The 20,455-nt window shown below is 66.9% G+C and carries 16 protein-coding genes; 7 read left to right on the top strand and 9 right to left on the bottom strand.

Translation table 11 applies throughout. From position 1 onward, the window contains the following. Nucleotides 1-344: 344 nt before the first annotated feature. Entirely contained in the window at nucleotides 345-4,508 is a 4,164-nt protein-coding gene (eccCa, locus tag C0J29_RS15370; RefSeq protein WP_065049586.1) for a type VII secretion protein EccCa, read from the bottom strand. Then, a complete protein-coding gene (gene eccB / locus C0J29_RS15365) occupies nucleotides 4,505-6,034 on the bottom strand; it encodes a type VII secretion protein EccB (RefSeq protein ID WP_065049584.1) in 1,530 nt (509 codons plus the stop codon). The genes eccCa and eccB overlap by 4 nt, the downstream gene beginning before the upstream one ends. 337 nt (nucleotides 6,035-6,371) lie before the next feature. Between eccB and malQ the strand changes: the two genes are divergently transcribed. The 3 genes from malQ (at nucleotide 6,372) to C0J29_RS15350 (ending at nucleotide 9,385) form a co-directional block, all read left to right on the top strand. Next, nucleotides 6,372-8,543, top strand: coding sequence for a 4-alpha-glucanotransferase (gene malQ, locus C0J29_RS15360; protein WP_120792843.1), 2,172 nt, complete (start codon nucleotides 6,372-6,374; stop codon nucleotides 8,541-8,543). Next, a complete protein-coding gene (locus C0J29_RS15355; RefSeq protein WP_120792842.1) occupies nucleotides 8,537-9,007 on the top strand; it encodes a nuclear transport factor 2 family protein in 471 nt (156 codons plus the stop codon). The genes malQ and C0J29_RS15355 overlap by 7 nt, the downstream gene beginning before the upstream one ends. A 102-nt stretch (nucleotides 9,008-9,109) precedes the next feature. After that, nucleotides 9,110-9,385, top strand: a complete 276-nt coding sequence (locus C0J29_RS15350) for a LapA family protein (protein ID WP_162951480.1) — start codon at nucleotides 9,110-9,112, stop codon at nucleotides 9,383-9,385. Between the two features lie 35 nt (nucleotides 9,386-9,420). Here the strand turns inward: C0J29_RS15350 and C0J29_RS15345 are convergent, their stop codons facing one another. Continuing rightward, on the bottom strand, nucleotides 9,421-9,849 hold the full coding sequence (locus C0J29_RS15345) for a type II toxin-antitoxin system Rv0910 family toxin (RefSeq protein ID WP_082993925.1): 429 nt from the start codon (nucleotides 9,847-9,849) through the stop codon (nucleotides 9,421-9,423). 381 nt (nucleotides 9,850-10,230) lie between these two features. Here C0J29_RS15345 and C0J29_RS15340 point away from each other — a divergent pair, with 381 nt between their 5' ends. Beyond that, nucleotides 10,231-11,790: a molybdopterin-dependent oxidoreductase gene (locus C0J29_RS15340; protein ID WP_240748664.1), complete on the top strand. Its 1,560-nt coding sequence runs from the start codon at nucleotides 10,231-10,233 to the stop codon at nucleotides 11,788-11,790. A 7-nt stretch (nucleotides 11,791-11,797) separates the two neighbouring features. Here the strand turns inward: C0J29_RS15340 and C0J29_RS15335 are convergent, their stop codons facing one another. Further along, nucleotides 11,798-12,202 (bottom strand): hypothetical protein, encoded by a 405-nt coding sequence (locus tag C0J29_RS15335; RefSeq protein WP_065049576.1) that lies wholly within the window; start codon nucleotides 12,200-12,202, stop codon nucleotides 11,798-11,800. Between the two features lie 130 nt (nucleotides 12,203-12,332). Next, nucleotides 12,333-12,893, bottom strand: a complete 561-nt coding sequence (locus tag C0J29_RS15330) for a hypothetical protein (RefSeq protein WP_065049574.1) — start codon at nucleotides 12,891-12,893, stop codon at nucleotides 12,333-12,335. A gap of 202 nt (nucleotides 12,894-13,095) precedes the next feature. Between C0J29_RS15330 and C0J29_RS15325 the strand changes: the two genes are divergently transcribed. Together C0J29_RS15325 and C0J29_RS15320 are read left to right on the top strand one after the other, a co-directional pair. Next, nucleotides 13,096-14,970, top strand: a complete 1,875-nt coding sequence (locus C0J29_RS15325; protein ID WP_120792841.1) for a DUF4407 domain-containing protein — start codon at nucleotides 13,096-13,098, stop codon at nucleotides 14,968-14,970. Between the two features lie 143 nt (nucleotides 14,971-15,113). After that, a complete protein-coding gene (locus tag C0J29_RS15320; protein WP_065049570.1) occupies nucleotides 15,114-15,560 on the top strand; it encodes a DUF6941 family protein in 447 nt (148 codons plus the stop codon). Between the two features lie 24 nt (nucleotides 15,561-15,584). On the opposite strand, the gene C0J29_RS15315 is transcribed toward C0J29_RS15320, so the two are convergent. The 3 genes from C0J29_RS15315 to C0J29_RS15305 form a co-directional block, all read right to left on the bottom strand. Then, on the bottom strand, nucleotides 15,585-16,799 hold the full coding sequence (locus C0J29_RS15315; protein ID WP_120792840.1) for a cytochrome P450: 1,215 nt from the start codon (nucleotides 16,797-16,799) through the stop codon (nucleotides 15,585-15,587). A 163-nt stretch (nucleotides 16,800-16,962) separates the two neighbouring features. Next, nucleotides 16,963-17,772 carry a DAPG hydrolase family protein gene (locus tag C0J29_RS15310; protein WP_120792839.1) on the bottom strand — a complete coding sequence of 270 codons (810 nt, stop codon included), beginning with the start codon at nucleotides 17,770-17,772 and terminating at the stop codon, nucleotides 16,963-16,965. Next, a complete protein-coding gene (locus C0J29_RS15305) occupies nucleotides 17,772-19,112 on the bottom strand; it encodes an FAD-binding oxidoreductase (RefSeq protein ID WP_065049564.1) in 1,341 nt (446 codons plus the stop codon). The genes C0J29_RS15310 and C0J29_RS15305 overlap by 1 nt, the downstream gene beginning before the upstream one ends. A 66-nt stretch (nucleotides 19,113-19,178) precedes the next feature. On the opposite strand from C0J29_RS15305, the gene C0J29_RS15300 reads away from it, so the two are divergent. Continuing rightward, nucleotides 19,179-19,925 carry an IclR family transcriptional regulator gene (locus C0J29_RS15300; RefSeq protein ID WP_065164398.1) on the top strand — a complete coding sequence of 249 codons (747 nt, stop codon included), beginning with the start codon at nucleotides 19,179-19,181 and terminating at the stop codon, nucleotides 19,923-19,925. Between the two features lie 86 nt (nucleotides 19,926-20,011). On the opposite strand, the gene C0J29_RS15295 is transcribed toward C0J29_RS15300, so the two are convergent. After that, a complete protein-coding gene (locus C0J29_RS15295) occupies nucleotides 20,012-20,302 on the bottom strand; it encodes an ANTAR domain-containing protein (RefSeq protein WP_065049560.1) in 291 nt (96 codons plus the stop codon). Nucleotides 20,303-20,455: the final 153 nt, after the last annotated feature.

The raw sequence follows: 20,455 nt of genomic DNA, 5'->3' as shown, positions 1-20,455 counted from the left end.
GGTTCGTTTTCGTACCGGCACATAGAAAACACATTAGAACCTGAAATCGGTCCGAGATACCGATGACACCGACTATTCACTCCCGGCAAACCGTTGTTCAGCCGGCGTTAAACAATCGATTCGGCACACACGCCTGAGCTGGGCGAATCGCTCGGCTCATCGGGCGAGGAATAACCTAGCGACACTGTTGCCGAGCGCAATGTTCACCCAGATGTCGCTGAAGCTCCGTACGAACTCTGCAACGAACAACGCCGCCGCGTCGGAGCGAACCCCGGCGGACCGGGACTCGCCACCGATGCGGCGGCGTTGATGCGGCTACTGAGGACTCGAAGTGCTGACCGGGACTACTTGCGCACCTCGGTCGCCGCAACCTGAACGAACACGCCGGTGTCCTCGGCCATCAGCAGGCCTCGACCACGGGGCAGCGGACCGCCCTTCATCTTGCCGCGGATGAAGCCCTCGTCCGGGTCGGCGTCCATCACCAACAACGGTGCGTTGGCTTGATGCAAGGCACGCAGCATCGGGTCGCTGCCGGCCGACGACCAACCACCGAAGGTGCGCGTGACGATCACGTGCAACCCGACGTCGGCGGCCCGGTTCACGAACGGGACCACCTTGTGCAGCGGCGAATCGAAGCCCGGCGGAAGCTGCTGGATGTCGTCCACGATCAGGAAGATCTCCGGACCGCTCCACCACGACCGCGACAGCAGCTCCTCGGCGGACAGGCCGGGCGGGGGCTCGCGTCCCGCCAGGGCCGCCGCCAGCTCACCCATCATCGCGACCACACCATCGAGGTTGTAGGCGAACTTCTCCACGTAATCGGAGCCCAGTGCGGTGAGCAGCTGACGACGCGGGTCGATCAACCACACCTGCGCCGACGGCCGTCCGGGTGGAGGTGGTGATGCACTGCTGGAACCGGGCGCATACAGCCGCGAGATCTCGGACATGATCGTGGCCAGCGTCGTGGTGCGACCACACTCGCGGCGCCCGGTCACCATCAGGTGCGAGTTCTCGGCGAAGTTGAGATAGACCGGCTGCAGGTCCAATTCGGAGATGGCCCAGGCGATTCCGCCGGCGCCGACACCCTGGCGGGTGTCGCGTGCCGCCAGTTCGCGCACCTGTTCCACGCCGAACCGTGCCGGCAGGCGCCGCACCGGCGGGGCCGCCGCGGTGGTGAGCCGGCTGACGGCCGCGACGACGCTGTCGCACTCGAAGACGTTGTTCGGCGTGCTGGCCAGAGCCGGACGGGCCACCAGCGTGTGCAGGCCGGCCTGCGGGTCGCTGTCCAACCGCACGTAGTTGACCGCCACCATGCCGCGCCCGGGCTTGACCGGAACGTCCTTGGCGAAACGCGAACGCACCAGCTTGGCGTCTTCGACTGCGGCCAAACGCAATTCGACGCGGGAACCGAATCCGCTCCGCACCGGCGGGCGCAGCTCGGATTCGCGGTCGGCGGTGACGATGACGTGCACACCGAACGAGGGACCCTGGTTGATGATCAGGTTGACCTGGTCGATCAAGACCTCGTTCTCCTCGGCCAGCGCCCGGTAGTTGTCGATCACCAGGAAGACGTCGCCGAACCCGTCGTTGGGCACCGGGCCGGCTTCCCCACCGAACTTGCGCCGGCGGAACATCTCCATCGACGCGATGCCGTATTCGAGGAAGCTGCGCTTACGCTCGCGCACCAGCGCCAGCAGTTCGGCCACCGTACGGCGCACACCGTAAGGATCGGTGGGGCCGGCCACCTCGCCGACGTGCGGCAACTGCGCGACCGTGGTCAGGGCGGTGCTGCTGTAGGCCAGGCAGTAGAACTGAACCTGCTCGGGCGTGTGGGTCAGGGCCGCGGAGCAGATCAACGTCTGCAGAGCGGTGGTCTTGCCGGACCCACCCGCGCCCAGGATCAACACGTTGGCACCTGGACCCGAGCAGTCCACCGTCCACGGCGGCTGGTCGTGCTTGAACGGACGGTCGATGATCCCGATCGGGAACACGAGGTTGCGCGCCGTGCCGTAGTCCTTGTTCCAGGGATGGCCGAGCAGACGGTTGACCAGCTCGTCGATGGCGACCGGCTCGGTCAGCGGTGGCTGCCACAACCGGTACGGCTCGAAATTGATCTTGCGGAGCTGGTCGATGATCACGGTACCGACCTTCGGTGTCCGGATCGCTTCCTCTTCCTCCTCGACCTCTTCGCCGGCGTCGACGACCTCGCCGTTGGCGTAGTTCGCGATCACGTCGACGCTGGGGCCGCCCACGCTCACTTCCATCGGCGTGAAGGAGTTGGTGAACAGTTGCGGTCGCACGTAGTCGATGGTGTTCACCAACACCGGCGCTTCCTCACCGTCGACGGAGGAAATACGCAGGTAGTCCCTCCAGAGGAACTCGGCCTGGAACCGGATGATGTCCTCGAGGCTCTTGCGGAAGTAGCCCAGACCGGCCTGGGCCGGCAGGTTCACCGCATTGGGCACACCGGCCGCCTGCGCCGCACCGGCCGTCCGCGCCTTGAGCACCAGGCGGTAACCCATGTTCTCCATCAGCTTTTCGGCGCGGCTCTCGATGGTCTGCGAGGCCATCATCAGGTGGATCCAGTAGGCACGACCCTGGCGACCGATGGAGTCGAGCACGTCGACCGCAGTCGGCATGATCCGGAACCACTCGTAGAACTCGTCGATGACCACCACGAGCATGGGCAGCGGGGCCATGTCCTGGCCGCGGGCCCGCATCCTGGTCCGCACCGAGTTGTACTCTTTGGCGTCGTCGACGCCGGCGCTGTCACAGATCGCCTTGCGGCGTGCGATCTCGCCCCAGAGCGCGTCCAGGAAGCGCTCCATCAGCGCCTGGTCTTCTTCGAGGTCGGTGATGATGCGCGAGACGTGGGGCACGCCGGCGAACGGCTTCACCGCCGACCCACCCTTGAGGTCCGCCAGCACGAACTGCAGCTCTTCGGGCGGGTGACCGAGCATCAGCGACTCGATCACGGTTCGCACCAGCGTCGACTTACCGGAACCGGTGGTGCCCGACATGACGCCGTGCGGGCCGTCCCCGCCCTCGTCCAGCGACTTCATGTCGAGGAACAGCAACTCTCCGTTGTCGGAGCGGTTACCGAACGGGACACGCAACCGGGAGCGTCCCATGGTGTCGGTGCGGCTGCCCCACAGGTCCTCGAAGTCGATCGCGGACGGGTCGCTGATCCCGTAGTACGACAGGATGTCCCGGGCGCCGATGTGGGCGACACGTTGGCCGATCTCCTCGTACGCTTCGGCCAGGCGCCACTGCGCCAGCTTCTGCGCGAACTCTTCGGCCTCGGCGGTGGTCATCTGGTCGGTCAGCGCGAAGAACCACGCCTTGTCGTCGATCACCATCCAGGTGTCGCGGTCGCGGGGCAACGCCTCGATCACACCGATCTTGTCGAACGCCAGCTTGCGTTCGGGGACCTCGGTCCACATCTCGGAGCCGGTCAGGTCGAAGAACGTGACACCGTCGACGCCCTCGGCACTGATCACGTACTCCCACTGCGGGTCGTCGACGTCGGCGATGATCACGTGGTGCGGGGTGGGCGTCTGCGCCGACGAACTCGCGTGCCGGGGTGTGAACGACCCGCGGCCGGCGAACAGTTCGGCCTGCTCGGCGGCGAACTCGCGCACGGAGCTGTACACCATGCGGGCGCTGCCCGCGGCGTCGGTGCGCCGTGAGTCACCGAAGTGCGGCAACCATTTCACCCAGTCCCACTCGTCGAGGTCGGAACTGACGACGATCATCCTGATGTGGTCGGGACCGTGCGAGAAGGCCAGCTGACAGACGATGGACCGCATCAGTCCGAGAACCTGCGGGCGATCGCCGACCAGCGCATACCAGGGCTCCACCAGCACGGAGATCATCTTGGGCAGGTTGTAGACGACGCTCTGGTAACGGCCGAACTCCTGCAACGCCTTACCGGTCACCGGCTCCAGCTCGATGTCGGTGGGCATGTTCTGCGGCTCACCCCAGGTCACCTCGGGGCGCGTCATGCCGACGCCGACGCGGACGACCCCGAAGTTGAGGTCTTTGCCGTCGGGCTTGCGCTCCCACATCCGCTGGGAACCGACCGCGGCCGCCAGGGTGTTGGGCGCCGGGTGGAACCACCGGTAGTTGGCGTCCATGCTGTCGGCCGACTCCTGCGCGGTCTCCCGCAGCATGTCCAGCATCAGCATGAACTGGGCGCGCATGGCGTCCAGCTTCGGACGGCTCATCTGCTGCTGACCACCGCCGACGCCGCGGAACATCATCAGCATCATGCCGCCGACCATGAAGATCGGGAAGATCGAGCCGACACCGCCGAACACGTGCGATCCGCTGGCGAACGTCATGGCCACCATGCCGCCCAGCAGCCCGATCACCACGACGCCGACCACGATCAGCCACCACGGTTTGCCCTCCGGCGGCGGAATGCTCAGCGGAGTCGGCAGGACGATGTTCTCCGGCTTGATTACCGGCGGCCGCTCCGGTGTAGGCCGTGCGAATCCACGTTTCACTTCGGTACCACCAACTCTGCAGGGGTCATATCCATCGGTAGGGTGTCGTGCTCCACCAGGGCGTCAGCTCGCGACAAGGTCGGGCCCTGAGGCAGCAACCGCAGCGCCACCCACGGCGCCATGCTGGGCTGCAGCGTCAGACCGAGCGCGTCGCGGGCTTCCTTGGAGTCATCCACCCCGAACCGCGCGCCGGCGTTGGTGAGCCACCACAGCGACTCCGCCGTCTGGGCGCCCGGGTTGTTGCCCGTGACTGCCACGAAATTCGAGTAGTTGGGGCCGAAGTAGACCTGGTCGGCCTCACGACCGGACAGATCGGACTTCACCAGGCTGACCACATTCTTCATTTCGCTGTTCTTGATCGGGATGGTCGGTCCGGAGACCACCTGGACGCGGGCCCGGTTCTCTCCATTGGTTCGCTCCCACCACCAGCACGTGGACGGGTTCTCCCGGATGTCCAGCACGTTCAGCGGGTCGTTCGGGTACGCCGACAGGTCCAGCCGATTCACCACCGGCATCTTGGCCAGCGCGGACGGTTCCACCGTCACCGGTTTGGTGTTGCCCGGGCGTCCCGCGTTCTGCAGGATCTGAGCCACCAGTGGCGGCAGCGTCTGGACGCCGTCTTCCAGCACCAGCGAATACTGTTGCGGCCCGCTGATCTGCGGGGTGACGAGGATCGTGCCGACCGGGCCCGGCGCGCCCTGGAAGGTCGCCGGGGCACCCGCCTTCGGGACCTCGGGGACCAGCAGTTCGGGACCGACCGGCAGCGCGTCGTACAGCGCGTGACTCATCGGGCGCGCCTGACTGACCTGCTCGGGGGTCAGGCCGAGCGGCAACAGCACCGAGCGGTCGGTGGCGTCGATCTTCGACCGGCGGCCCTCGCGGATGACCCAGGTGTTCCCGCCGTAGCTCAGCACCACGGCGTCCGACCCGTTGAGCACGCGGCGGTGGCCGCTCATGTCCGGGGTGCCGTCAATGACCGTCACGGTGACGCCCGCCGGCGACGGCATGCCGGAGGGGCCCGAGGTGCCGCCCACCGTGTCGCAGACCAGCCACGACGACGTGCTGGGACTCTTCGGCGCGAATTCCGTGGGTGCCCCCGGGATGCCGACCAGTGGTCCGTGCGGCATGTTGGCGATCTGGCTTCCCTTGACCAGGTGCGGGTTGTCGGCCCGCCCGGTGATCAGGCGCGCCGACGCCAGATTCAGCGCCGGGTAGAGGCGGTCCCCGACCTTGACGTACAGCGCGCCCGAATCGCGGTCGGCGATGATCGGCGACTCGTTGATCTGGCCGGCGGGGCTCAGGAAGGAATAGAGCAGCGCGCCGAGGCAGATCACCAGGGCAGCGGACACCGATGCGACGACCGCCAAGGTCTGGCGGCGGCCCGGCTCGATCTCCATGCGCACCCGCCAGCGGGTCAACGCCATCGCGGTACGGCGGGCCAGGAACTGATAACCCGTCACCTGGGTGCGCGTCGACAACCCGAGGCCGTAGCCCGACCCCCGCTGTCCGCGGCTATGTTCAGCCACGCTTGATCACCTTTCGGTCGAAAATCCCGGATATGAAACGCCCGCTGATCGGTAAGCGCCAAATCACATCGACAACCGTAGGGCACCTGCGCAGACCTTGCCAGGCGGAAGCGACCCGCCTGAATCCGCGCGCTCCAATCCCCCATGGAGTCGTCGTGACTTCATTGGGCATGTTAGCTGCGATTCATCAACTCGGCGCGCTATGTCGCGCAGTGTTCACATAGCCGCCCGGGTAGGTGTTGCGGGCCCCGCTGAGCTGCGTGCGCGGGAGCGGGACGTAACGGTGTTCATCCATGGCTGACAATGTTCTTCCATGAGTTCTTCCCTGAGTTCTTCAATGACCGAGCTTGCGCCGTCGCTTGTCGAACTCGCCCGCCGGCTCGGCATCGCCACCAGCTACCAGGACTGGAGCGGACAGCAGGTCTTGGTGCCGGAAGCCACGCTGGTCGCCGTCCTGGGCGCCCTCGGCGTTTCCGCAGGCACGGAGCACGACCGCAACGCTGCGCTGAGCGCACACCTGCGCTCCCACTGGGCCCGATCGCTGCCGCCCACCATCGTCGGACGCGCCGGCACCCAACTGCGGTTCTGGGTGCACGTGACGCACGGCGCTCCCGCCGAAGTGTGGCTGCAGCTCGAGGACGGGACGGAACTCAGCGGCCCGGAAAGTCGCATCGTGCAGGTCGACAACTTCACTCCCCCGTTCGATCTGGACGGACGTCAGGTGGGCGAGGCCAGTTTCCTGCTGCCGGGCGATCTGCCGCTGGGCTACCACCGCGTGCACCTGCGGTCCGGCGACCACCAGGCCAGCGCCGCACTCATCGTCACGCCGGACTGGCTGGGGCTGCCGGAGGCGCTGGGGGCCCGCCGCGCCTGGGGGCTGGCCACCCAGCTCTACTCCGTCCGCTCGCGGCGGTCCTGGGGCAGCGGCGACCTCTGCGATCTGGGTGATCTCGCGTTGTGGTCCGCGTGGGCGCACGGCGCCGACTATCTGCTGGTCAATCCGCTGCACGCCGCTTGCCTCCCCGGTCCCGGCGGGCGCGGTGGGCGGATCGAACCGTCGCCGTACCTGCCGACCTCGCGGCGCTTCGTCAACCCGCTCTACCTGCGGGTCGAAGCCATCCCGGAGTACGCCGAGCTGCCCAAACGCGGCCGGGTCCGGGCGCTGCGCGACCGGGTGCAGCGGCGGGCAGCACGGATGGACACCATCGACCGCGACGGCGACTGGGCCGCCAAGTGCGCGGCCCTGCAGCTCATCCACGCCGTGCCGAGATCGGCGGGGCGGGAGCTGGCCTACGGCGCCTTCCGCGCCCGGGAGGGCCGCGCGCTGGACGACTTCGCCACCTGGTGTGCGCTGGCCGACAAGCACGGCACCGACTGGTATGAGTGGCCGAAATCGGTGCGACACCCCGACGCCCCCGGTGTCGCGGCTTTCGCCGCCAAGAACGCGGCCGCCGTCGATTTCCACCGGTGGCTGCAGTGGCAGCTGGATGAGCAACTCGCCGCGGCGCAGTCGCAGGCCGTCCGGGCCGGCATGGCGCTGGGCATCATGCACGACCTGGCCGTCGGCGTGCATCCCACCGGTGCCGACGCGTGGGCGCTGCAGGACGCGCTGGCGCTGGGGGTGACCGCGGGCGCCCCACCGGACGAGTTCAACCAGCTGGGCCAGGACTGGTCGCAGCCTCCGTGGCGGCCCGACCGGCTCGACGAGCTGGAGTACCGCCCGTTCCGCGCGCTGATCCAGGCGGTGCTGCGGCATGCCGGCGGAGTCCGGATCGACCACATCATCGGCCTGTTCCGGTTGTGGTGGATCCCGGAGGGCCGGCCGCCGACCGAGGGCACCTACGTGCGCTACGACCATGAGGCGATGATCGGGATCGTTGCGCTGGAGGCTCAGCGGGCGGGAGCGGTCGTGGTCGGTGAGGATCTGGGCACCGTCGAACCGTGGGTGCGTGACTACTTACTCTTGCGCGGCCTGCTGGGCACCTCGATCCTGTGGTTCGAGAAGGATGAGGCGACCGGCGCGCCGCTGCCCGCCGAACGCTGGCGGGAGTACTGCCTGTCCTCGGTCACCACCCATGACCTGCCGCCGACGGCCGGTTACCTGGCCGGCGACCACGTCCAGCTGCGGGAATCGCTGGGATTGCTGACCCGGCCCGCTGAGGTCGAGCAGGAGGCCGCCGGCTGCGAACGGGCGGGGTGGCTGGCCGAGTTGCGCCGGGTGGGCCTGCTCGCCGACGGCGAGGACAGCCCGGAGGAGCTGATCCTGGCCCTCTATCGCTACCTCGGCCGGACACCGTCGCGGTTACTGGGCGTGGCGCTGACCGACGCCGTCGGCGACCGGCGCACCCAGAACCAGCCGGGCACCACCGACGAGTATCCGAACTGGCGGGTCCCGCTGACCGGTCCGGACGGCCGGCCGGTGCTGCTGGAAGAGCTGTTCACCGATCCCCGCGCCGCCGAACTGCTTGAGGCAGTGCGCGCCGTGATACTCCCCGCGCACCCATGCTGAGCGCTCGCGCTGCCCTCAGCGATCTGGTGCACCGGTATGCCGCGCTGGTCGACGATCGCCAATTCGATTCGGTGGCAGGACTATTCACCGACTCGGCGGAGCTGGTGGTGGCTGACCCACCGTCCGCGCTGACTCCGGTGCATACCCACCGGGGACGCGACGCCATCGCCGCGGCGGTGGGCGCGGTGGCCCGGCTCGCCCGCACCGAGCACGCGATCGTCGGCGAAGTGTACGACGAGGGCGCAGAACCCGACCTCGCGCGGGGGCGCATCACCGGTGTCGCCCACCACTGGAGTCAACGGGCGGCCGACGGTGGCGGGACCGAAATCGTCGACTTCGTCTGGCATCTGCGCTACGACGACGAATACCGGTTGACCGAAGCCGGCTGGCGGATCAGCCGGCGGGCGCTGACCGTCAATGCCATCGAAACCCGGCCGGTGCGTCGGCTGCGGTCGCACGAATAGCCGAACCTGTTTGTTCAGAGGGCATTTCGGGTAGGACTTGAAGAGGCTCGAAATGGCCGTTCGGGACGGCCGGCTGCGATCGACTGTAGAGGGAGAACGCTGATGGCCGAGATCGCCCACCTGCCTCGCGCGGCGCGCGAATTGGGTGAATTGGAAGATGCCGCGGAGCGCAGACCGGTTTTGGTGGCGATGGCCGGAGCGGTTCTCGCTTTCGTAGTGTCGGTGGCAGCCTTCGCTTTCGGGCAAGCGGGTGTGGGGGTGTCCGTTGCCAGTGGTGGGATGCTGGTCTTCGGCGCTGGGCTGTCCTGGTTGAGCATGGAGCGCCGACGGGTCAGGGACGCCGAACGCGAAGCGCTGCTGCGTAATTCGCGCCGCTGAGACTCGCTGCAATCCCGGTGAACCGCGGTATGGACTTAGCGCAACTCGGCCAGGTTCTCGACGGATTTCTTCACATCGGAGCGCAGCATGCGGGCGACCAGCCGTCCCACCGGTCCGCTGAGCACGCCGCCGGACAGGTCGGCGGTGAGCTGAAAATCCGACCCGGGGTCTCTGGGGGTGACTTCCATCGCGACCGTGAGCCGGACGCCGCCGCGCCCGCGGCCTTTCAGCTCAATCGATTTCGGCTCGTCGTAGTGCGTCACTTCCCAGTAGATGGTGTTGCGAAAACCCTTCACCTTGATCAGCGACGCGACACAGGTGCCCTCTTCGATCGTGGACGGCACCTCGCTGCGCCAGCCCCCGAAGATGGTCATCCACTCGTCGAATCGCTGCAGGTCCGACGCCAGCTTCCACGCGGCTTCCGGCTCCACCTCTGATGTGGTCGAAACCTCTACCTTTGCCAACGGAATCCGCTCCTCTGTGCCTCGGGGTCAGTGCGGTTACATACCCGGGTGTCATGGGCGGGTAAACAACGCCGTCGTCCGCGAACACATGAGTTTGGCATTGTTTCTAATTTATACAGTCGCCATGGTGTAAATTTGCTCAGCGTGAGTAGATCCATTGACGCGGGGTCGGCCCCCCGTACTGGAGCGTCGGACGGGCAGTCGGGCCCGGACCTGGAAGTCGATTACGCGAGCGAGGTGCACACCGCCGAGGACGTCGTCGACGTCGAGTCCTACGGCGGTGGTTTCGACCTCACCCGACGTGCCACCGCCCCGCGCCTGCGAGTCGGGCGCGACAAGTGGTTCAACCTGCTCTGGCTGATTCCGATCGGATTCGTGGTGATGCTGGCGGGCGTCGCGATCGGCAAGGGACTGCACAACATGCCGGCGGTGCAGTCGTTCATCGAGCGCTATCCCGGCACCGATGAGCATTCCGGTGCCGTCGTCGGACGGCCCGCCTGGATCGGCTGGACCCACTTCTTCAATCTCTTCATGATGACGTTCATCATCCGTTCCGGGATCCAGATCCTGTGCGATCACCCACGGCTCTACTTCAGCCGCAACGCCACACCCGGCAAGGACGAGTGGCTGCGGGTCGGACCGCCCGTCCCGGACGACCCGTTGTGGACGGCCAACTCCGACACCGTCGCTCTCCCACCGCAATTCGGTCTGCCGGGGTTCCGGCACTCGATCGGGCTGGCCCGTTGGTGGCACCTTGGTGTCGACGTGCTGTGGTTGGTCAACGGCGCCGTTTTCTACGTGCTGCTGTTCGCCACGGGGCAGTGGCGGCACCTGGTTCCGACGAGCTGGGATGTGTTCCCCAACGCCGCATCGGTGGCCATTCAGTACGCGTCACTGCAATGGCCCACCGACAACGGCTGGGTCGCATACAACGGGCTGCAGCTGCTCGCCTACTTCACGACCGTGTTCATCGCCGCCCCTGCCGCGGTGATCACCGGACTGGGCATGTCACCGGCACTGTCACAGCGGGTGCACTGGCTCAGCAAGCGATTGAGCATTCAGCACGCCCGGTCGCTGCACTTCCTGGTGCTGGTGTATTTCCTGTTCTTCATCCTGACCCACGTCACGATGGTTTTCGCCACCGAAGCCCTGCGCAACCTCAACCACATGTTCGCTGCGCGCGACGACACCGGCTGGGCCGGCTTCGCGGTCTTCTGCGTCGCGATGGTGATCGTGGCGGTCGCGTGGGTTGCCGCCACGCCGTTCACCATTCGGCACCCGCGCGTGGTGCAGCGGGTCGGGTACGCGCTGGTCGGTCCCTTCCAGCGAGCGCTGGAACGTCTGAATCCCAAGCCCGGTGCCTTCACCGAGAAGGACATTTCGCCGTATCACTGGCGCAACGGCCGGCTGCCGGAGACCGTCGAGTACAAGGAGCTGGAGAAGAACGACTTCGCGGACTGGCGCCTGCGGGTGTACGGCCTGGTCGAGAACCCGACGGCGTTTTCCCTCGAGGACCTGCGCGCCCTGCCCTACCACGACCAGATCACGCAGCACTTCTGCATCCAGGCCTGGTCTGGGGTGGCCAAGTGGGGTGGCGTGTCGATGCAGACCATCATGGACATCGTCAAACCGCTGCCGGAAGCGAAGTGGGTGGTCTTCTACTCGATGGGCCTGGGCGCGACCGGAGGCATCTACTACAACGCGCACCCGATCGAGCAGATGACGCACCACATGAGCATGCTCGCCTACGACATGAACGGCGAGCCGCTCCCCTACCTGCACGGCAGACCGCTACGGCTGCGCAACGAGTTGCAGCACGGATTCAAGCAGGTCAAATGGATCAAAGGCATCGAGTTCGTGGCGCACTACTCCGAAATCGGCAGTGGCTACGGGGGTTACAGCGAAGATCACAAGTTCTTCGGCCGGCACCAGACGCTGTAGCGAGGTATCAGGTCGGGCACACCTGGTCGACCCACGACTTCACGATCTGGTTGTTCTTCGTGTAGTCCGGGTCGTCGAAGTGAGCGCCACCGGTCGTGACGAAGTGTTCGATCGCCGATTTGACCGAGGACGGCGGGTTGTAGCGCTCGAGGGTGTCGGCCGCCTTGCGCGCGGCGTCCTTGTCCGACGCCGTCAGCAGGTCCAGGTTGGCCCCGGTGACGTCCACGCACTGGCTGGAGTCGAGCGTGGTGACCGGTGCGGATTCGGTGGAGGTGGCTTCGCTCGAGGAGGCCGCGGCTGACGTCGACTTGGCCGCGCTGCTGGTGCCTGACGAACGGACCACCGTCTTGCCCGACGAGCAACCCGTCATCACCGTCGCCGCAACCACGACGGCCGCGATCCACCACCGCATTCCCATGAATCCTCCTGGCTGTGTACGCCAACCGCTCCCGACGCGATTGCACCGCCGTAGATTAGCGCACCACCTGTGGCCTGGGTCACCTTTGAGCTGCGAAGACCCGTCAGGGATGCCCGGGGCGCGGCTAGTTGCCCCAGGCGGCGGCGACCTGCGTCGCGACGTCGATGATCTGTGCCGACTGGGACTGCGGCGAGTCAATCTCTTCGCGGACGTACTGGGCGATGAATCGCCGGATCTCTCCGTCGACACCCGCGAGGATGCGCAGCACTTCGCCACGGATCGACTTGGACGAGACATTCACGGTGATGTCCGACGGGCGCGGCTTGGACACGTCCACGATGAGCAGCAGCGGTTCGGCCGCACGCGCGGTGGCACGCAACGCGATGTCGCCGGTCACCTTGAACCGCTGCTTGTCCAGTCGCAGGTCCAGGAGCAGGTCGATGGACAGCGGGATGTGAATGACGAAGGTGATGAGGTCACCGAGCTTGCGGGTGACCCTCGGCTCCTGGATCTTGACGTTCGCGCTGACCTTGGCGATCCCGCCGGGGCCCTGGGCGATGGGCTCCATGGCAAACTCACTGCCGGCGATGTCACTCAACGCGGCGGCGACCCGGTCCGGCGTTACCGCAACCTCGAAAAATCTGCGGCCGAACTCTTCGTAGCTGAGGAAGTCCTGGTTTTCCATAAGATTTATACGGTCTCATGCCGCCCGCCCGATGAGTCGCTGATCCGGTCGAGTCGCCGAAATTCGGGTTCACTTGCCCGCCCCGGGTGTGATCTGCGCCACCGCGCAGCCGGTTGTGAAGAACACCACAAGCGGGCGCTTCGATTCGGTGTGTCGGGCGGCGGCCTGCCACCCTTGACGTAACTGGAGGTGTTTAGATCCTATGCGCGCGCACGAAATATCGGAGCAGCGCTCGGTCGTCACGCGGATCGAGGCGCTGCTGACCTGGCTTGGCGGCGGACACGCAGGCGAACTCGGCGAATCCCACGAGCGGTCCACGCACGCCGTCGCCGGAGCGGTGGTGGTGCTCGGCGCCGTGCTGGCCTGGCTGGTCGCTGCGCTGGCCGTCAGGCCGGCGGTCGCCTCCGCCCCGATCTGGGCGGTCGTCGCGTCGACCCTGGTTTTCGGCCTGCTGGTCGGGGCGGTCACCCGCGCCATCGCCGGCGGTCCGGCCCGCGGTCGGTCCGGCACGGCGGGTCGTGCCGTCGTCGCGGTCGTCCTCGGAGTGGTCGTCGGCGAGTTGGCCGCACTCGTACTCTTCTCCGGGGCTGTCGGGCGCCGTCTCGACGAGCGGGCGTTGCGCACGGCGGATTCGGCACCGGCGGTGGCCCAGGCCTCCGCGTCGCTGCAGCAGGCGCGCGCGGCACGCGGCGCACTGGACGGCAGCGTCGAGCAGGCCCGCGGGCAGCTGGACAACGCTCTGGTGATCGCGCGCTGCGAATACAACCCGACGCCGGCCTGCCCGCAAACCCGGATCACCGGCGTTCCCGGCCGCGGTCCCGAGACGCGGACCGCCAACGAGCTGCTCGGCGACGCACAGCGCGAGCTGGACACCGCGCTGGCCGCGCGCGACCGGCAGGCACCCGCACTGGACGCCACCGTCTCCCGCGACGAACAGGCCCTGGCGGACGCACGGCACGCCGTGGTGGCCGATGCCGGCCATGGCCTGGGTGCGCGGTGGGTGGCGATGAATGACCTGACCCTGGGCAGCGCCGGGGCCCTCGCCCTGCGCATTCTGACAATCGCGTTCTTCACGCTGCTGTATCTGCTGCCGCTGATCCTGCGGATGTGGCGCGGCGAGACCACCCACGATCGCCACGCCACCGCGCGCGCAGAACAGGAACGCGCCGAGCTGGAGGCTGACACCGCGATCGCGATCAAGCGGGCCGAGGTCCGGCGCGCAGCCGAAATCATGTGGGCCGAGCATCAACTCACGCAGACGCGCCTTGCCATCGAAGCCCAGGCCGAGATCGACCGCGAACACCACCGCCGTCGAGTCGTCGAGGCGCTCGACGCCCCGGTGCACGCGACGTCGGAACGTACCTTCGAGCCCGTGGAGGAAGACATGTATCTGCCGATCGCCGCCGAAGCCGAAGCCGCAAGCCGGGCGGTGGCCGAACTGCCTGCCGCGGAGCGGGACGTGCAGCCGCCCGTCACCGAGAACCTGCCGGCACCGGCCGAACCCGGCGTTTCTGCCGTCGAGCACTACCAGGCACCGGCCAACGAGGTCACTGACGAGCACCGCGCCCCGTTGATTCCGTCGATTCCGGATGCCACCAAGGCCGCGGCCCGGTGGATCCGCCCGCTGGTGCCGCCGTTCGTGGCGCGGGTCATCGACAACACCACCCAGCCGCTCCGGACCGCCCGGCAGGTGTTCGAAGAGGTCGAGGAGATCGCGTTCTCGCTGAAGCGGACCCGCAAGGTGACGATGAATACCGAGACCTCCGACGGCCCCGGTCAGCAGCAGCCGCAGCAGCAGCCCCCGATGCAGGCGCCGGATCCCGCCGCAACCGGCCCCGGCTTGCACCACATCGATTCATCGCGTGGTCAGGCGGCCCACCCGAATTACCGTGACGACTACGCACAGGTGCGCGGCAATGCGGGACAAACCTCCCTGGGCAACGCGTCCGGCAGAGACCTGGCCGGTCTGTCGGTCGGGGCGTCGGCCTCGGATGCCCGGCGCGAACTGGTCGAGCGGGAGGGGCCGCGTGAGTTGCGTGGGCCCGACGGGCCGCGCCAACTTCCGCCCGCCAAATAGGGTGGCATAGCGGCAAACCGGGCGAGTTGGTCGCAGCGTAGTATCTTTCCAGGTCGGCAGCGACGGGTAATTGCATACGGATTGGGAACAGGACGTGGATCTATGGATCTCGTGACGGCGGCAATCGTAAGGCAGCGACTCGCATGAAGGTCAGCCTCTTTCTGGCGGACGCGGCGCAGGCCGATGTTCAATCGGGCAAGGTCCATACTCTCGGGCTGGGCTGGCGGCAGTGCCAAACACCTACGCCCCCATTCGCATTGGTGATGTTCCTGGACATCGACTGGGACGAGACGAACAAGCAGCACAAGCTCACCTGTCAGTTGCTGGACACCGACGGTCAACCGGTGGTGGTACAGGGGCCGCAGGGCCCGCAGCGGATTCTGTTCGAGGCTGCCGCCGAGGCGGGCCGCCTGCCGGGAGCGATCCACGGCACCGCGGTCCGGATGCCGCTCACCCTCAACATCCCGGCCGGAATCCCCTTGGAACCGGGCATCTACGAGTGGCGGGTCGAGGTGGACGGCTTCGAACAGGCCACCGCCGTCGAGGCCTTCATCGTGTCCCCGGGCGGCATCGCGCCGACGCCGACATGACATCGTAATCGGCTGCGCCGCAAGTTATTTGACCAACAATTGTAGGTGCTCCAGGCGCCGCACCAGCAAGCTGGGCAGCCAGGGCCCGACGCCGGCTGCCTCGATCTCGGTGGTGTGGTCCAGCAGTAGGCGCAGCACGATCTGAGCTTCCAGCCGCGCGAGTGCGGCGCCGACGCAGAAGTGCACTCCCCTGCCGAAGCTGAGGTGTCCCTTGGCTCCCGGGCGGTCGAGCCGGAACTGTGCGGGGTCTTCGAAGTGTGTGGGGTCGCGGTTGGCCGCGCCCCACATCAGCATCAGGTGCGAGTCGGCGGGTAGATCGACCCCGGCCAGGCTGGTGTCGGTGCGCACATGCCGGTAGTGACCACGGAACGGCGGTTCGTAGCGCAGTGTCTCTTCGATGAAAGGCCCGAGCAGGTCCGGGTTTTCGCGCAGCCGGCGCTGGATGTCGGAACGGGTCGCCAGGATCCAGGCGGCGCTGCCCAGCAGCGAGGCGGTCGACTCCCCGCCCGCCGCGAACAGGGTCACCATCATCACCTGTGCCGCGATGGTGTCGATCTCCCCCGATGTGCAGGCCGTCGAGAGCTCGCCGAGCAGGTTTGCCTGCGGCGCGGCGACCGCTCGGCGGAAACAATCGGTGATGTAGCCGTTGAGTTCCAGCAGCGCAACGCCTGCCGCATCGAGCTGCTCGCGACTCACCAATCCTTCGAGCAGCTGAGTGGCGGCGTAACCCCACTGCACCAGCTGGGCGATGTCGGCGTCGGGAATGCCGATCAGCTCGGCCACCACCATCATCGGCAGGCGGTTGGCCACGGCTCCCATCCATTCGATTTGCCCGTCACGCAGACCCTGGCGCCAAAGCCGGTCCGCGGCCGCCGCGGTGAACTGTTCGATGGCGCGGATTCGTTTGGCGGCCAGGTGCCGGACCAGCAGCTTGCGATGCACCGCATGCAGCGAATCGTCGGCGGTCGCCAACACCTGGGTGGGCCCGCCGAGGCCATCCATGGTGAACGCCTGCACGCTGCCGTCCGGCGTGTACGTCATGGTGGCGGTCAGATTCGAGGAGAAGTCCTCGGTGCGGCCGATGGCCTCATGGACCGCCTCCCACCCGCACACCACATAGAAGTCCGAGTCGGCTACCCGATGGACCGGGCCCGCGCTGCGCATGCGCTCATAAAGGGGGTAGGGATCCTGGATCGACCCGGCATCGAAGAGGTCGACGGTGTCGTGGACGGCGATCATGGAGTCCAGCGTGCTGAGTCAATACCCGCAGGTCAATGCCACCCGGCGAAGTCGAAAATGCCCGATATCGGCCTCCCGCCGGGTCTGTCTCAGCGGCGCGCTCCGACATGCGGTTATCCGCGGAAGGATCTCCGCAGCTGTCTCAGACGTGAGAATCTGGGCGTCACTCGTCACCGAAGCTCTCGTAGAGTTGGGGCAGAAATCCGGCCAGGTGGTTCATCTCCTGGGCACAGTGCACCAGCAGATTGCGTCCGCTGGTCTCCGCGTTGCCCAGTATCCGGGATGCGATGGGACGCACTGCTTTCGACGCCACACCGGGAGCGTTGCGGACGGCGATGTGCGGTCCTCCCATCCAGAAGCGGGACCGCATCTCCGATCCGTCCCGGGTGGAGCGGATGTGGTGAATGAACCAGCCGACGTCGACCGGCGCGTCCGCTGAGCCCAGTCGCGCACAGACCGCCACCGCATCGTCGCTGTCGGCGGGCAGGCCCATCGCTGCCGGTTCGACGAATTGTATTGCCCCACTGAGCATCGACGAACCGATGTACTCGTTGATCAGCGACCAGCGCCCGATATAGCGTTGCGCCCCTTCGCGTCCATTGTCGTCACCGTCTTTCCAGGCGGCCGACAGGTGTGCCCTCGGGTGCCACAACTTGTAGCGGCGGCTGTCGCATCCGTGCCAACCGAACCACCACGACCACATCGCCGGCGTCACACCGGGCATGTCGGTACGCACCGACACCTGATAGCTGCCGTCTTCGAGAACGCCGTAACCGTTCTCGGTCTGCTGGTAGCCGTCATCGGCCACCCGGGCGGCGTCGTCGCGCGCCAGCAGCGCCATGCCGCCTTGCGGCCCGTGCTCCAGCGCTTCCACGACATGCTTTGGCAGCGGCGCCATTTCGGGTTTGAAGAACTTGCCGAACGGAGTGTCCGCGTCGTCGCCCCGGTAGCCGAGGTAGAGGTCTCCGGTCATCAGATTCGTCCCATCCAGCTGTTGAACAGGCCATCGGGGTCATAGGTCGCGCGAGCTTTGTCCAGCCTGACCATCGCCTCGTCGGTGGCGAAGCGGGCAGGGCGCTGGCCCAGGTTCTCGTCGGCCAGTTGAATGCCGGTTGCCAGGTGTGACATCGCCGCCATGTTGGATTGCGCCCAGTCAGCGTATTTCGCGTCATCGGCGGGGTCTTTCCAGGAGCCGTAGAGGGCGAGGTAGATTTCGTCCTCGACGCTGTAGGCCATGTCCTGGCGGGCCGGCGAGGGCCCCCAGTTCAGCCACAGAAAGTGCGACGGCGACGGTGGCAGGGTGTCGACGATGTTGCGGATGCCCGGCAGCAGCTCCTCCGCGGACGCCGACGTCCACATGTTGTCGGCCGTGTAGCGGTGGTCCTCCAGGTAGTGCGTCATCACGACGTCGTACCAGGTGGGTAGATCCGTTGGCATGTAGGGATTTTTGACCAGTGCTCGGTCGACGACCGGACACGTCTCGAACACCGCGAGGGCCTCCTTGGCCTCCTCCTCGGAGTCGGCGAACGCCGGTGATGCCATCACGATGGCCGGAATGTCGAGGCCCATCTCGGGAACGCTGGCCGTGGCGATGATCTGCATCTCGACGCGACGGTCGACGTCAGCGCTGACGTTGCGGGCCCAGGTGTACACCTCGTCGGCGAGATCGAGCGGGTACACGTACACGCTGGTGCCACAGACCGCGGGGCGCGGATAGACCTTCAGATAGAAGGAGGTGACGACACCGAAGAAACCGGGGCCGGCACCGCGGGCGGCCCAATACAGTTCGGGATGGTTCTCGGCGTCGCAATGGATCTGCTCGCCGTCGGCGGTGATGACATCGAGCGCGGTGACGCTCTCGCAGGCCGGCCCGTAAATCCGGCTGTTCCAGCCGTATCCACCCTGCAGGAGGTACCCGCCCAGGCAGACACCCTTGCAGTGGCCGCCGGGGAAGAACAGGTTCTGCGCCTGCAGATCGGCCATCAGCAGGCTGCCGCCTTTGCCGGGCCCGGCGACGGCGGTCATCTTGTCGGCATCGATCGAGGCGTGGTCGAGGCGGCTCACGTCCAGCAACAGGGCGCCGTCCCGGAGGTGGCTGGCCGCAAAGCTGTGCCCACCCGACTTGATGCTGACCTTGTGGCCGTGGGCCTTGGCATAGGCGAGGGCGGCTTTGATGTCGTCAGCATCGGTAGCCTGCACGATCACGTCCGGGTAGCGGTCGGGCACCCGCTGATGCCAGACGCTGTCGCGCCGGGCGGGTTCGTAGCCGTCCTCGCCACGGAAGTAGTGTCGCCCGGCAGGTAACGCGCCCATTTGGAACTCCTTTGATCCCTATTTCGGTTCTTCCCAGTCCGCTATGCGGCACACTATAGTGGAAGTGTGGGGCAAACGGAACGGACTTCGACGACCAATCGTGACGAGGGAATTCAGGTGCTGCGCCGTGCCGCGGCCGCCCTTGACGAAATCGCCGCCGAGCCGGGCCATCTGCGTCTGGTCGACCTCGGCGAGCGACTGGGATTGGCGAAGTCGACCGTCCGGCGACTGCTGGTGGGTCTGGTCGAGGTCGGCCTGGTCAGTGTCGACTCGAATGGCCGTTTTTCCCTTGGTGATCGGTTGCTCGGCTTCGGTAGCGCCACCGGTGCGCATATCGCCGCGATCTTCCGGCCGACCATCGAGCGGGTGGCCACGGCCACCGACGGGGAAACCGTGGACCTCTCCGTGCTGCGGGGCCAGCGAATGTGGTTCGTCGATCAGATCGAATCCTCGCACCGGCTGCGGGCGGTTTCCGCGATCGGGGTTCGTTTCCCGCTGGCCGGTACCGCCAACGGAAAGGCGGCGCTCGCCGCACTCGACGACGCCGACGTGGAGGTGGCATTAGCCCGAATGCCCCGCGAGGTGGCCGCTGCACTGCGGCCGGAGATCGACGAAATCCGTTCCACCGGAATCGCTTTCGATCGAGATGAGCACACTGCGGGCATCTCCGCGGCAGCTATCGCACGACGGTCGGTGGGAGACAACGTGATTGCCATCTCGGTGCCCACCCCGACCGAGCGCTTCGCGGAGAAGCAGGACCAGATCGTCGCCGCACTGCGCGCCGCCGCCGAATCGGCGGCCTGGACGCGCTGATCCGCACCCGGAGGCCTTGAAGAAGGCCTTGAGAAAGGCCACGGTACTTCCCTTTACCGCGGCCGTGCCGTGTTCGGTGATGCGGGTCAGCAGGACGATACGCCGGAAGCGGCGAACAACTCGCCCCACTCATGCCGGGCCGCTGACTGGGCCTCGATGAAACTCGGTGTCTCCTCTCCCTCCCCGGCCAGGTGCACCAGCGCCCAGGCCATCGCGTACACCGGGACCCGGTGACGCTGCGCTGCGTTGTGCAACTCGTCGAAGGCCATGCCGGAGCGGCACCGGCGCAGGCCGATGAGAATGCCGCGTGCGGTGTCCATCAGGCGACCCGAGTTCGAATCCGAGGGAATCTGGGTAGGAGCCCAGCTTGCCGTCATACCTTTCTACCTCCAACCGATACATCCACCAGCGAAACTCTTGCAGGTGAAGACTTCTCGCCGGAGGCACGCCACAATCGGCGCACCGTGCCATGATTTGCGGGTCTGCGCGAATGCGCCAGAGCGCCGCCCGTATCGATACGTAGCTGTAAG

The sequence above is a fragment of the Mycobacterium paragordonae genome (genome assembly GCF_003614435.1).
GTDB lineage: Bacteria > Actinomycetota > Actinomycetes > Mycobacteriales > Mycobacteriaceae > Mycobacterium > Mycobacterium paragordonae.
The sequence above is the reverse complement of the archived record's forward strand: the minus strand, read 5'-3'. Positions and strand labels throughout refer to the sequence as shown.

Excerpts from the sequence above, each read along its gene's own strand:
- malQ (WP_120792843.1), top strand. The coding sequence starts at position 6,372 with ATGACCGAGCTTGCGCCGTCGCTTGTCGAACTCGCCCGCCGGCTCGGC.
- C0J29_RS15355 (WP_120792842.1), top strand. The coding sequence starts at position 8,537 with ATGCTGAGCGCTCGCGCTGCCCTCAGCGATCTGGTGCACCGGTATGCC.
- C0J29_RS15350 (WP_162951480.1), top strand. The coding sequence starts at position 9,110 with ATGGCCGAGATCGCCCACCTGCCTCGCGCGGCGCGCGAATTGGGTGAA.
- C0J29_RS15340 (WP_240748664.1), top strand. The coding sequence starts at position 10,231 with ATGCTGGCGGGCGTCGCGATCGGCAAGGGACTGCACAACATGCCGGCG.
- C0J29_RS15335 (WP_065049576.1), bottom strand. The coding sequence starts at position 12,202 with ATGCGGTGGTGGATCGCGGCCGTCGTGGTTGCGGCGACGGTGATGACG.
- C0J29_RS15330 (WP_065049574.1), bottom strand. The coding sequence starts at position 12,893 with ATGGAAAACCAGGACTTCCTCAGCTACGAAGAGTTCGGCCGCAGATTT.
- C0J29_RS15325 (WP_120792841.1), top strand. The coding sequence starts at position 13,096 with ATGCGCGCGCACGAAATATCGGAGCAGCGCTCGGTCGTCACGCGGATC.
- C0J29_RS15320 (WP_065049570.1), top strand. The coding sequence starts at position 15,114 with ATGAAGGTCAGCCTCTTTCTGGCGGACGCGGCGCAGGCCGATGTTCAA.
- C0J29_RS15315 (WP_120792840.1), bottom strand. The coding sequence starts at position 16,799 with ATGATCGCCGTCCACGACACCGTCGACCTCTTCGATGCCGGGTCGATC.
- C0J29_RS15310 (WP_120792839.1), bottom strand. The coding sequence starts at position 17,772 with ATGACCGGAGACCTCTACCTCGGCTACCGGGGCGACGACGCGGACACT.
- C0J29_RS15305 (WP_065049564.1), bottom strand. The coding sequence starts at position 19,112 with ATGGGCGCGTTACCTGCCGGGCGACACTACTTCCGTGGCGAGGACGGC.
- C0J29_RS15295 (WP_065049560.1), bottom strand. The coding sequence starts at position 20,302 with ATGACGGCAAGCTGGGCTCCTACCCAGATTCCCTCGGATTCGAACTCG.